The organism is Lishizhenia tianjinensis (assembly GCF_900116425.1).
Lineage (GTDB): Bacteria > Bacteroidota > Bacteroidia > Flavobacteriales_D > Crocinitomicaceae > Lishizhenia > Lishizhenia tianjinensis.
This window is the reverse complement of sequence record NZ_FPAS01000001.1, coordinates 1,289,046-1,301,657: the sequence shown is the minus strand read 5'-3', so window position 1 is coordinate 1,301,657 and position 12,612 is coordinate 1,289,046. Positions and strand designations below refer to the sequence as shown.

The following is a 12,612-nucleotide window of genomic DNA, read 5'->3' as shown; positions in this document are numbered from 1 at the left end:
TTGTACCTTCATTCCATGAATAGCATACAAAAATATTTAACGCTCATCCTTTTGGTCATGAGCGTTTTTCATACCCAAGCCCAGTTACCCGCTAAAGCAGAAAAGTTAGTAGGCAAATGGGAGTACAAAAAGGGGAGTGGTTCAGAAACTTTTACCCTCCATGGCGATACCTTAAAAGGTGTGGCGGCTTTGATCGACAAATATGGTCATGAGCTTCCCGTTGAACGCATGCAAATCAAAAATGTGAACGGTCATTTTATTTATACCGCCCAAAAAATAGCATCGGATAGCTTAGGTTCAACCCAAGAACATTTGTTTGTGGCTAAGGGTAAACGACTCAAGTTCTACAACACAGAAGACGAGTTTGTGCAAGCCCTCAAATACAGAGTACGTTGTTTTAATGCCAATAAAATGGTCTTAATCATTTACACCTCTGAGGGAGACAAAAGAAAATTAAGATTGAATAAAGTGGATTAGGCCATTCCTCCCCAAGCCACTTGGGTAGGTCGGGTCATCCGTTCCTATAGCTCACCTTCCAAATCTTTTTGCTCTAATGCCTATTTAGCTTCCTGTGGTCGCTAAGCCAGGCCTAAGTTCAAAATAGCTTTGGCTGGCCAGCTATACCACTACTACCCCTAATGGAAAAGGCCCGAGTATCACCCGAGCCTTTTAAAAAATTATTTCTGGTACATCTTAGAACCTAATTCTTGCAAATCCAAAGGCAGTAGATACACTGTTGGTGTTTTCACTTACAAAACGCAAGATGTCTGTAGAAGAAATACCAAATTCATAAGCACCTCCACGCAATATAAAGTTCACACCTAAAGGTACGTTCGATTTGTACACACCTCCGCCGTAATATCCTGCTGATAGCGTTAACCATTTAAATAGTTTGAAATCTCCTCCTGCAGAAATTATAGGGTTGGCCAAACTTCCTGGGTTGTCTTTGTTGAAAGGAGCAACAATGTCTACACCAAAATTAATGCGTTTAAAAAGCTCCATACTACCCCCCAAACGTATGGTAGCCGAATTGGCAACTACTAATTTTTCTTGCCCTTCAATTTCAAGAATTCCATCCTTGTCTAAGAAGCGGTTCACAGATTGTAAAACGTTAGGATCGCTTAAACCATTTAAGCTTACACTTCCTATTAAGGTATCCCTAACTTTGTATATATTCTTATTGTAGGTAACACTTCCTAGGTTGTTAATGGCCAATCCAAAGGTGAAAATTTTGGCCATTTTTACTGTGGCAGAAAGGTCAAATCCATATCCGTTACCCACAATCTCAGGAATTTTTCGTGAAGCATCTCCAATTACTGCAGAGGGGTTGGAGTTGGCAATAGCACCGTAGTCTATGTCAAAGGTCGGACTCAATGCAGAGTACAAACTAACCCCGTCATCGTTTGATTCGAAATCAAAATGAGCAACTGATTGTATGTATCTACCACTAATTCCACCGTACAAAGCAAATGTTTCTGGTTTTCCGAATATTTTTCTACCATATCCTATATTCCACTCTCTGTCCCAACGTTGTTTAATCTTCGTTCCATTGGTTAGCTCACTAATGAGTATTGGGGAGCTAATTTGACCAGAAATGGCTGCAGCCAAAGTGTCCTGAGATATTCCCGGACGATTGGCAATTTTTGTGGTGTCACCGTTAAATGCAACAGTTAAAGAATCGAAAATCGAAGCAAATTGCCCCCTGAAAATGATGTCCGTTGTCTGTTCATTCAATTGTGAGTACCAGTTGAATTTTTCTCGTACTTGAACAGCTATTCCACCAAACTTTTCACCTTGGTAAGCAAATCCGAACCAGTTTAAATTGGCATTCATTGCTATCCCTTTTTCTGCAAAATTAGCAACAGCTTCCTTTTGTTCAGTAAGGTTAAATCCTTCTTCAGAATTTCCGGTAATTTCATTACTAATGGCAGTTCTTAGGTTAATGAAATTTTGCTTGGTTAGAGCAGGACTGTAAATGCTAAAAGCCATTTCCGAGGTTCCAAAGGTCATTTTTTTGTCCTCGTATCCCGTGCCTGTTCCCAGCATGGAAGTATTGACTCCCAAGGATTGATAATCGTTTAGAAAAGTTGTGGCAACTCCTTTTCCAATTGCAGTATAGGCTCCGTTCTGTGTTTGTCCAAAGACAAGGGTTGTTGTAAAAAGAAGGATGACTAAACTGTAAATTTTCATAGCGCGTTTTTATGTGTTGGATAAAAGTAATGATTTACTTCCATTTTATTCCGCACCCCATGCAAGGCATTTCTTTACCGCTAAATTTTTCATTCTTAACTAGTAAATCCAAAGCATGGGTGAGGTCTCCGCCTGTAACTTCAATTCCGTTCCCCGGTCGTGCGTCGTCTATTTGCCCATGGAAATAAAGTTTGTCTTCCTTATCGAAAACAAAAATATCAGGCGTACAAGCGGCATCATAGGCCTTGGCCGTCGCTTGGGTGTCATCGTACAAATAAGGGAAAGAATATTCTAATTCCTCCGCATGTATTTTCATCATGCCCGGAGAATCCTGAGGATAGCGTTCCACATCATTACTAGAAATGGCAACAAAGCCTATTCCTTGTTTTTGATAATGGTTAGCAATTTCAACCAATTTATCATTGATGAGAATTACATACGGACAATGATTACAAATGAACATAACCACCGTACCTTTTTCACCTTTTACATCCGAAAAAGAAAACATTTCTTCAGAAATAGTATCGATATGATGAAAATCAGGAGCCAAAGTACCTTTGGCCATATCGTTAGAAGCTGTCAGTGCCATTTTTTTCTTTCAAAAATAGAAAAGTCGCTTGTTTTAGCCATCAATTAAGGCAAGGAATGATAATAGTCTTTTTGCCAGAGTTGGGTTTTAGATGCTTGTTTGTTGAGTTCTTTTTCATGGGGGAAGTAAAGTCTAAAACCACACTTTCCCTTGGTACCAGAACTTTGAATAATTCCTTTTTCAGTTAAAACACTTTTGGAGAAAAGGAAGTACCCACTTTCTTCTTGGTTGAGTATTACCACGAAATCGAGCTTATCCTTTTGCTCAAAAGGATGAGTTTTTCCCTGAACTCTTTTCCAAAGTGTTACAAACTCACCCTTTTTTGTTGGAGTCTTTTTTGATTTACGTCCTAAAAAATGGGTCTGATTCACCTCAAACCTAGAACTCCAATATTCCTTGCTTTCTGTCTCCTCAACATAGTTGTTAAGGTTGTTAAATATTAATTTGAATGAAGAAATCATTTACCTCCTTTACCGAGTAAAAGTACTTTTTCTAGATACTTATTTCTAAAAGTATCAGTGGAATTTTTCACAATGGAAATATGTGTGTACTTCACTTTTCCTACACCGCAAAACTGTAATACTCCCTTTTTCATTTGTTGTAGAACGGGGCGATGTAAGTAGAGTCTGAAATACCATTTGGGAGAATCTGATGTAAAAATGAGTCGCGCAGTTTTTCCTTTCCAAAGTTTTTTCGGAAGCCCTTTTTGAGGTGCATAAGTTATTCCAGGTAAAAAACTTCTATCTATAAAACCTTTCAGTAATGCCGGTAAACTGGCCCACCAAACAGGGAAAATCCATACGAGATGATCGGCCTCATTCATAAGATTTATGGCTTTTTCTAGGTCGGGTTCTAGTGTGCTTCTTTTTCTGTAGCCAAATTTTAAATTAGGGTTAAATTCCAAATCTTTTAAATGTAGAATTTGAATTTCTAAGCCTTCTTCTTGGGCTCCTTTATAATAAGCTTCACTCAAAGCATAGTTATAGCTTTCTGGGTCGGGGTGACCATTGATAACAAGTATTTTCATTTCTTTTTTTGTGCAAAGAAAGGTACTTGACTAGGGGGAGCATAGGACAAATGTCTAAATCAAAACTTCCTTCCGAATTCTACTGAGATGACGTTGCGTAATGCCTAGATATGAGGACAGGTAATTCAAGGGTATACGTTGTAAATAATGAGGGTTTTGTTCTCTTAATTTCAAATAACGTTGCTCGGCATTTTCCTTCTGAAGTAGAAAAATACGTTGTTCCATTTCTATGTATTCAAGCTCGGTGAGTCGTTTAAAAAAGCGTACCCAATTGATGCTGGCTTTTTCCAATTCTTGTATGTAAGATTTGTCCCAACAAAGGTAAGTTGCAGCTGTAAGGGCCTGAAAACTTTCTGTGCTTGGTGCTCCAGTTAGAAAGGAAGAATAGGCCGAAAGAAAATCATTTTCACTTCTAAAACAGTAGGTAATCTCTTCTGAATTTGAGTTGTAATAGAAGGATCGAAACATTCCTTCAACAACTACAGCTACCTGATTGCAAACTTCTCCTTCTTTGGCGAAAAATTCACCCTTTTGAAGCTTTTTAATTTTTCCATCCGCGATTACTTTAGAAATTTCTTCTTCACTGAGAATAGAAAACGCATTAAAGACTTGAAATAATTGTTCTTCCATTTAATCCCAAATATTTGGACGATCTATATTTAATTGTCGCATGTAATTTAAAAACTGTCCCGCATGTACGGCTTCATGGTAGGCTGTTCGTAAAATGTATTCTCCTCTTATTTTAAGTTCAGCAACACCCGGATGTGCTAGGTCTTTTTTTAGTAGTTCTTGACCTTGAAGGTTTTGGATATAGTCTAAAAACTCGGCTCTGAAAGGAGCAGCGAATTTTAGCTCGTCCTCAACAGTGCTAAAGGCTCTATTTGTAAAGGGAGATGAATAATTACGCATATTCTCTCCTTGTAAAATTTTTAACCACCCATGATCGGCTCCCACAACATGCCTTACGATTTCTAAGAAATTCATAGCCTCAGTATCGGGTCGCCAAAGTAAATGTTCTTCGGGGACGCTCTTCCAAAGAAGAATACTCCTTCTTCGCGTCTCATTTAAGTGTTGAAGAATTATCGTTGAATTCATGCTTTAAAGATGCGAATTCTTTTGAAGTTGATAGGAGTTAAGCGGGTGAGAATTGAAAAATTACGACCTTTAAAGCCTATATTTTTCTATCTTAGAAGCATGGATATGGAAATGTCAAAAAAGAAGCCCGCCTTCAAGATTAGTGATACCTTAAGAGCTTATTTAATTGAATACGATAGAGAGGAGTCTATACCGCTTTCCTATGAAGACATGAAGCGTTGGTCGGATAGTTTGCCCGTAATTGATGCCAATGGAAATGATACACTTTGGCGCTCTGTAATGTATCCTCAAATGGATCAAGAGGAAATTTTTAACGGACTAAGAGAAATCTATGCCCTCCTTAAAACCGATGGTGATACTAGCATTATCAATCACTTAAAGATTTCTAGAATTGAATATTGTTTGTTTGGAAATTCTAACCCTTTCCGTATTAAAATCGTGAATATGATTAATGATAATCATGATTATTTCTATATCAAAAAAGCAGATGCGAGTAGGGTATACGGACTAGAACTTGAGCATATTTTAAGTCCAAATAGAATGTCTTATATCGTAGATGGAAATACTTTGGTAGAAGACCATATTGCAGGGATACCTGGAGATGTTTTTATGGAAAGCTATATGGAGAACTCAAATTTCTACCCAGTTGGTATGGCCAAGGAATTTGTAAAATTCAATGAACGTTGCTTTATCATGCTGCTCGGAGATATGCGTTCTTACAACTATGTGGTGGATGTAACGCCCGATTTCGACAAAGAGCAATACAGAGCAAGAACCATAGACTTCGATCAACTTTGTTATGAGGGAAGAAAGAATTTCTACAAGCCTCAGTTCTACAAGGAGAATATGAAAATTGTGCAATTCTGCATGGAAACCCTTACGCCAGAAACTGTTTTTCAATACCAACATGAGGAGAGAACGTTGATGAAAAAAAGGTACCATGTGGCACGTACGCGTTTAACGAACTTGTTGAATTCCATGCACGATGATGTCCTCTCTACCGATGCGAAAAGAGACAGTCTGAAGAAAGAATTGAATGAGTATCACCTTACCGATAAATTTAGCAATTGTGAAACCATGGGACAGGTCTTGCGCCTTCACCTTGATTTAATGCTTGGAAAACCCAAACCCAAAAAGCCAGATGTGTTAGCAACCTATAAAGTTTAAGGGCTTTTTAGCGGTAGGTTCTCCTTTAAAATCAGAACAATTTTTTTACTTTTGGGGGCGATTGAAAAAGCAAGGAACTTTGAAATTTGTTTTCGAAATATTTCTTTGCGATTAAGCTCAAAAAAGGAGAAATGAAAATATCATACAAGTGGCTAAAACGCTACGTTAATACAGATAAAACACCAGAAGAAATTTCTAAAACTTTAACCGATACAGGACTAGAAGTTGAAGGTCTTGAAAAAGTTGAAAGTGTAAAAGGTGGATTAAAAGGTGTTGTAATTGGTGAAGTTTTAACTTGTGTTCCACACGAAAACGCAGATAAGTTAAAGGTGACTACTGTTAGCGTCAACAACGGTGAAGATCTTCAAATTGTTTGTGGAGCCCCCAATGTTGCTGCCGGACAAAAAGTAGTTGTAGCAACTGTTGGTTGTACCCTTTACCCAACTCCAGAAGAGCCATTTAAGATCAAGAAATCTAAGATCAGAGGTGTGGAGTCTGTAGGTATGTTATGTGCCGAAGATGAATTAGGCTTGGGTCAATCTCATGCAGGTATTCTGGTATTGCCAGAAGATACAGAGGTGGGAATGCCCGCTGCGGCTTACTTCAATTTAGAAGATGATTATTTAATGGAAATAGGTTTAACACCTAACCGTTCTGACGCTATGGGGCACGTAGGTGTAGCCAGAGATTTGGTTGCTTACCTGAACGTTCATGAAGGAGCTAACTTAACTATAGATATGCCTTCAGTAGCATCTTTTAAGGTAGATGAAACTTCTCAAAATGTTAGTGTAAGTGTTGAAAACGAAGAGCTTTGTCCGCGATATGCTGGAGTTACAATAAGTAATGTAAAAGTTGCTCCGTCTCCAGAGTGGTTACAAAATGCTTTACGCGTAATCGGTTTATCTCCGATTAACAATATTGTTGATGTTACAAACTATGTGATGCATGAATTAGGTTCTCCTTTACATGCGTTCGACTTGAGAACGGTGAACGGAAATGTGGTTGTGAAAACAGCCACAGAAGGAGCTAAGTTTACAACTTTAGATGAGGAGGAAAGAACTTTAGCCGCGGATCAATTAATGATTACCAACGGTAACGAAAACATGTGTATTGCAGGTGTTTTTGGAGGATTGGAATCAGGAGTGAAAGAGGATACGACAGCTATTTTCTTGGAATCTGCTTACTTCAACCCCGTTTCTGTGAGAACTACAGCTAAGGCACATGGTTTAAATACAGATTCGTCTTTCCGTTTTGAAAGAGGTGTTGATCCTAACATGACAGGCTATGCTTTGAAAAGAGCTGCCTTGTTGATTAAAGAAGTAGCGGGTGGAGTGATTAGCTCTGAAGTGACAGATCTTTACCCAAACCCAATAGAAAATGCAATTGTTGAGTTTTCTTACGATAGATGTAACCGCTTAATCGGAACTGAAATTGCCGAAAATAAAGTGGACGCAATATTAGAAAACTTAGACATTAAAGTATTGAGTAAGAATAATGGAATTGCTCAATTAGAAATTCCAGCTTACCGTGTTGATGTTACCAGAGAAGCGGATGTAATTGAAGAGGTTTTAAGAATTTTCGGATTCAATAACATTCCTTTACCAACAAAATTGAACACTTCTTTGTCTGCACGACCAAAAGTAGATAGAGAAAAATTACAACATACAGTTGCTGAGTTATTAACTTCTTTAGGAGCCTCAGAAATGATGAACAACTCCTTAACGCAAAGTACTTACGTTGAAAAATTGGGTGGTGAAGTATTGACTCCAGAGCGCAATGTAGCTATGTTAAATCCTTTGAGTCAAGATTTGGATGTAATGCGTCAATCATTGATTTTTGGAGCTTTAGAAAGTGTAGCGCACAATCAAAACAGACAAAATCCAGATTTGAAATTATATGAATTTGGTAAAGTATACAGAAAGTTTGATGCAGAGTACAACGAGAATACGCGTTTGGTATTTGCATTAACTGGATTGAAGGAAAAGGAACAATGGAACGCAGGTAAAGCTAAAGTTGATTTCTATACCTTGAAAGCGCATGTAGAGGCCATCTTTACACGTTTAGGTTTAACAGGAATGTTGCAGCAAAAAGAATTGAAGAAATCTATTTTGGTAGATGGAGTGCAATTGAATGTGTTGAAATTCAAAGTAGGAGAGATCGGATGGATTTCACCAAAAATGAAAAAACACTTTGGTATTAAGCAAGATGTATTCATCGCAGATTTAGACTGGGATGCTATTGTTGATGCCTTTAAAATGAACAAGGTTAAATTTACAGAATTGCCTAAAACGTTTGCTGTGCGACGTGACTTCTCTTTGTTATTGAACAAGGAAGTGACATTTGCAGAGATCGTTAATTTAGCACGCAAGGCAGATAAAAAGATCTTGAAAGACATCAATTTGTTTGATGTGTATGAAGGTGATAAACTAGAAGAAGGTAAGAAGTCTTATGCGGTAAGCTTTACCTTCCAAGATGCCGAGAAAACTTTGAAAGATAATCAAGTGGATACGGTCATGGAGAAAATCAGAGGATTACTCGAAAAAGACTTGAAAGCAGAATTAAGATCATAAAACAAGAGAAAGTCCAGCCGAAAAGGTTGGACTTTTTTTAGGGAATAGAAATTACAAGAATAGATTAGAAAAGTACAGACCGTGAAAGAGTTTAAAAAATACGCAGTTACAGGAATAGGAACAGATGTAGGTAAAACTGTTGTGAGTGCCATTTTAAGTGAAGCTTTAGAAGCTCACTATTGGAAACCAGTGCAAGCGGGAGATTTGAATTTCTCAGATACGAAAAAAGTGCAAAAGTATTGTTCTAATAAGGTAAGAGTAATGCAAGAGCGTTATGCTTTAACAGAACCTATGTCGCCCCACGCAGCTGCAGAAATCGATGGGATAAACATTGCTTTATCCGATTTTAAAATTCCAGAGGTTGAAGCCAATTTAATCGTAGAAGGAGCAGGAGGATTGATGGTTCCATTTAATGCAAAGGCCGAAACTTATTTGGATCTTTTTAAACACCTTAATCTTCCTACCATTATTGTTTCTCGTCACTATTTGGGTAGTATTAATCATACCATGATGACCATAGAATTGATGCAACGCGAAGGCATAGAAATAGCAGGTATCATCTATGTAGGAGACGAACATAAAACAACAGAGGATATCATAGCAAAGAAGTATGGTTTACCTGTTATATATAGAGTGCCATTGGCCAAAGAAATCACACCAAATTTTATTCAAGAACAAGCACAAATTATTAAAGAGAAATTGTAATGAGCGAACTATTAGAAAGAGATAGAAAATACGTTTGGCATCCATTTACTCAAATGAAAACGGCCGGAGATGCTTTGCCCATCGTACGCGCCGAAGGAAGTTATTTATACGACGAAAACGGAAAGAGCTACATCGATTGTAATTCTTCTTGGTGGGTAAATGTTCACGGACATGGTCACCCTCACATACAACAAGCTTTAGCAGAACAATTCAAAACATTGGATCATACTTTATTGGCAGGTGTAACCCATCCAAAGGCGGTAGAATTAGCAGAGCGTATTGTTGGAATTTTGCCAGAGAAGTTTACCAAAGTTTTCTTCTCAGATAATGGTTCAACGGCCATAGAAGTTGCATTGAAAATGGTCTTCCAGTTTTGGTACAACAAAGGCGTAGACAAGAAAAGAATATTGGCGTTAGATGGAGCCTATCATGGTGATACATTTGGAGCAATGTCTGTTGGACAGCGTTCGTATTTTAATGCCCCATTTGAGCACTTTTTCTTTGATGTAGACTATCTAGATTTTCCTTTTAAGAACAAAGAAGAGGAAGTCTTACAACAAGCTGAAGCGTTTTTGAAAACGGGAGAGTTTGCAGGAATCATTGTAGAGCCACTCGTTCAAGGTTCTGGAGGTATGCGTATGTACAGTCCTGAGTTTTTAAATAAACTTACCTTACTTGCTCAAGAACACGATGCATTGGTGATTTTTGATGAGGTAATGACAGGTTGGGGAAGAACAGGAAAGATGTTCTCTATGGATCATATAGATGCGAAACCAGACATAGTTTGTCTTTCGAAAGGATTAACAGCTGGAGCTTTGGCTATGGGGCTAACAGTGGCTACAGAACGTTTGTATGAAGGTTTCTTGGATGATGATAAGGTGAAAGCCTTGTTACACGGACATAGTTATACAGGAAACCCAGTAACCTGTGCCGTGGCTTGTGCAAATCTTGACTTGTTTGAAAAACCCGAATTGAAAGAAAATTTGGCGCGTATCACAGCGAGTCATGAAGCATTTAAAGCGGCAAATGATAAGCATGATAAAGTGAATGAAATTAGAATAACAGGAACTATCATGGCCCTTGAAATTGAAACAGGGGAGGGGAATACTTATTTTTCTAACATTAGAGATGAAGCTTATAACTTCTTTTTAGAAAATGGAATGCTGTTAAGACCTTTAGGGAATATCATGTTTTTAAACCCTCCGTATTGTACAACCAATGAAGAGTTGCAATACTGTTATGACAAGATCATGGAGTTTGTAGAGAAGGTATAAAATTGAAGAGATAAAATTGAAAGACTGTTTCCATTTGGTGACAGTCTTTTTTTTGTTTGATTTTTTCGAGGTGGTGAAGTAGGGATAAAAAAGAAGGTTGCCAAAACTGACAACCTTCTTTCATACAAATTATTTTTATTCTTCTCCTGGTACTAAGATTCTTCCACAGTGCTCACAAACGATAATCTTACGTTTCGTTTGAATATCCATTTGTCTTTGTGGTGGTATTCTGTTGAAACATCCTCCACAAGAATCTCTATCTACAGGAACTACGGCTAAACCGTTTTTCGCGTTTTGTCTTAATCTGTTGTAAGCTTTCACCAATCTATCGTCAATAGATTTTTGAGCTTTCTCAGAATTCTTCATCAACTTCTCCTCATCTTTTTGAGTTTCTGCGATGATAGCTTCAAGTTCACTTTTCTTAGCGTCTAAGTCTTTCTTTCTTCCATCGAAACGCTCAGTAGCTTCAGCTAAAACTTCTTTTTTGTTTTCGATGCGCGCTTTCGCTTCCTTGATCTTTTTGTCGTTTAATTTGATTTCCAATTCCTGGAATTCAATTTCTTTACTTAAAGATTCGAACTCTCTATTATTTCTAACGTTATCTTGCTTCGTTTTGTAAGCAGCAATAGCTGTTTGAGAATCTTTCTGAGCATTTTTACGGTCTGTAATCTCTGTTTCCAGATCTTTCAGCTCATCCTTCATCTTGTTAATTCTTGTCTCTAAACCTTCCAATTCATCTTCAAGATCTTGAACCTCTAAAGGCAATTCTCCACGTATTGTACGTATTCTATCTATTTCTGAATCAATGCTCTGTAGATTGATAAGAGCATCCAGTTTTTCTGCTATAGTCGAAACTTCCTTAGTTTTTGTAGCCATATCGCGCTAAAAATAATTTATAGGATTTGTATTTACTCCTGTTAAACGAACTGCAAAGTTAATAAATTTTTTCTTCAAAATACGCTCTAAAAGGTGAGGAGTATATTGTTCACTTTCAAAATGTCCGATGTCGGCAATAATAATTTGGTTTTCAGCATCAAAAAATTCGTGATACTTGAAATCTCCCGTGATGTAAATGTCGGCTCCAACTGCTCTGGCTTGGCCCAATAGAAAGCTTCCTGAACCACCACAAAAAGCAATTTTTTTGACATGTTCTTTATGGATGTTGGTATGTCTAATTACACCACAATTAAAGTTGTTTTTTACCCTTTGTAAAAACTCTTTGGTATCCATCTCAATAGGTAATTCACCTACCATTCCAGAACCTAATTCTTGGTGTTGGTTTTTCAAGGCATAAACATCGTAAGCAACTTCTTCATAGGGGTGAGCTTGCAACATGGCAGCAATTACTTTTCCTAGTTTGTAGTTGTCTACTATTACCTCAACCTTGCTTTCTTCAACTTTCTCATTTTCGTTGGTAGTTCCCATAAATGGATCAGCATCTTCGAGAGGGGTGAAAGTACCCGTTCCTTCTGTTTGGAAAGAACATTCTGCATAGTTTCCTATGTGACCAGCACCTGCTTCGTATAAAGCTTTTTTTACTTCCTCTGTATAATTCTTAGGAACGAAAACTACAAGTTTGTTGAGTACATCCTTTTTAGGGGATAAGACTTTAAGATTTTCTAAACCGAGACGTTGACCAATTTCATAGTTCACACCTAAATTATAATTATCCAAATTGGTGTGAATGGCATAAATGGCAATGTCATTTTTAATGGCTTTGAGAACTGTGCGTTCTATATAATTCTTGCCGTTGAGTTTTTTTAATCCACCAAAGATGATAGGGTGGTGGGCAATGATAAGGTTGTATCCTAACGCGATGGCTTCATCAACAGTGGCTTCTATACAATCTAAAGTTAATAAAGCTCCGGTTACTTCCGTGTTAGGGTCTCCAACTAAAAGGCCGCAATTGTCATACGACTCTTGCGACCCTAGTGGAGCTATTTCTTCTAAAAAATTACTGACTTCCTTAATTTTCATGCAGAAAAAATAGTCAAA

General features: G+C 37.7%; 13 protein-coding genes. 5 read left to right on the top strand and 8 right to left on the bottom strand.

The annotated features are described in order from the left end of the window. Positions 1-15: 15 nt before the first annotated feature. Positions 16-477 (top strand): hypothetical protein, encoded by a 462-nt coding sequence (locus BM327_RS05985; protein ID WP_090247409.1) that lies wholly within the window; start codon positions 16-18, stop codon positions 475-477. Between the two features lie 216 nt (positions 478-693). On the opposite strand, the gene BM327_RS05980 is transcribed toward BM327_RS05985, so the two are convergent. From BM327_RS05980 to BM327_RS05955, 6 genes are read right to left on the bottom strand one after another with little or no spacing between them, the layout of a single operon-like run. Next, entirely contained in the window at positions 694-2,190 is a 1,497-nt protein-coding gene (locus tag BM327_RS05980) for a DUF5723 family protein (protein WP_090247408.1), read from the bottom strand. Between the two features lie 34 nt (positions 2,191-2,224). Next, a complete protein-coding gene (locus tag BM327_RS05975; protein WP_090247407.1) occupies positions 2,225-2,779 on the bottom strand; it encodes a thioredoxin family protein in 555 nt (184 codons plus the stop codon). Between the two features lie 44 nt (positions 2,780-2,823). Further along, on the bottom strand, positions 2,824-3,240 hold the full coding sequence (locus BM327_RS05970) for a MepB family protein (RefSeq protein WP_090247406.1): 417 nt from the start codon (positions 3,238-3,240) through the stop codon (positions 2,824-2,826). After that, positions 3,237-3,806, bottom strand: coding sequence for an NAD(P)H-dependent oxidoreductase (locus BM327_RS05965; protein WP_090247405.1), 570 nt, complete (start codon positions 3,804-3,806; stop codon positions 3,237-3,239). Before BM327_RS05965 ends, BM327_RS05970 begins: the two co-directional genes overlap by 4 nt. 54 nt (positions 3,807-3,860) lie before the next feature. Next, positions 3,861-4,436 carry a Crp/Fnr family transcriptional regulator gene (locus BM327_RS05960; protein WP_090247404.1) on the bottom strand — a complete coding sequence of 192 codons (576 nt, stop codon included), beginning with the start codon at positions 4,434-4,436 and terminating at the stop codon, positions 3,861-3,863. Continuing rightward, the gene (locus BM327_RS05955) at positions 4,437-4,901 is read right to left on the bottom strand and encodes a DinB family protein (RefSeq protein WP_090247403.1); all 465 of its coding nucleotides are present in this window, start codon (positions 4,899-4,901) and stop codon (positions 4,437-4,439) included. 111 nt (positions 4,902-5,012) lie between these two features. Here BM327_RS05955 and BM327_RS05950 point away from each other — a divergent pair, with 111 nt between their 5' ends. From BM327_RS05950 to bioA, 4 genes are all read left to right on the top strand, one after another. Then, positions 5,013-6,068, top strand: a complete 1,056-nt coding sequence (locus BM327_RS05950) for a hypothetical protein (protein WP_211664708.1) — start codon at positions 5,013-5,015, stop codon at positions 6,066-6,068. Positions 6,069-6,199: 131 nt separating this feature from the next. After that, positions 6,200-8,638 carry a phenylalanine--tRNA ligase subunit beta gene (pheT, locus tag BM327_RS05945; protein WP_090247401.1) on the top strand — a complete coding sequence of 813 codons (2,439 nt, stop codon included), beginning with the start codon at positions 6,200-6,202 and terminating at the stop codon, positions 8,636-8,638. 81 nt (positions 8,639-8,719) lie between these two features. Further along, on the top strand, positions 8,720-9,343 hold the full coding sequence (gene bioD, locus BM327_RS05940) for a dethiobiotin synthase (RefSeq protein WP_090247400.1): 624 nt from the start codon (positions 8,720-8,722) through the stop codon (positions 9,341-9,343). Further along, entirely contained in the window at positions 9,343-10,617 is a 1,275-nt protein-coding gene (bioA, locus tag BM327_RS05935; protein WP_090247399.1) for an adenosylmethionine--8-amino-7-oxononanoate transaminase, read from the top strand. Before bioD ends, bioA begins: the two co-directional genes overlap by 1 nt. Positions 10,618-10,752: 135 nt before the next feature. Here the strand turns inward: bioA and BM327_RS05930 are convergent, their stop codons facing one another. Together BM327_RS05930 and BM327_RS05925 are read right to left on the bottom strand one after the other, a co-directional pair. Next, entirely contained in the window at positions 10,753-11,493 is a 741-nt protein-coding gene (locus BM327_RS05930; RefSeq protein WP_090247398.1) for a zinc ribbon domain-containing protein, read from the bottom strand. 6 nt (positions 11,494-11,499) lie between these two features. Then, a complete protein-coding gene (locus BM327_RS05925; protein WP_090247397.1) occupies positions 11,500-12,594 on the bottom strand; it encodes a Nif3-like dinuclear metal center hexameric protein in 1,095 nt (364 codons plus the stop codon). Positions 12,595-12,612: the final 18 nt, after the last annotated feature.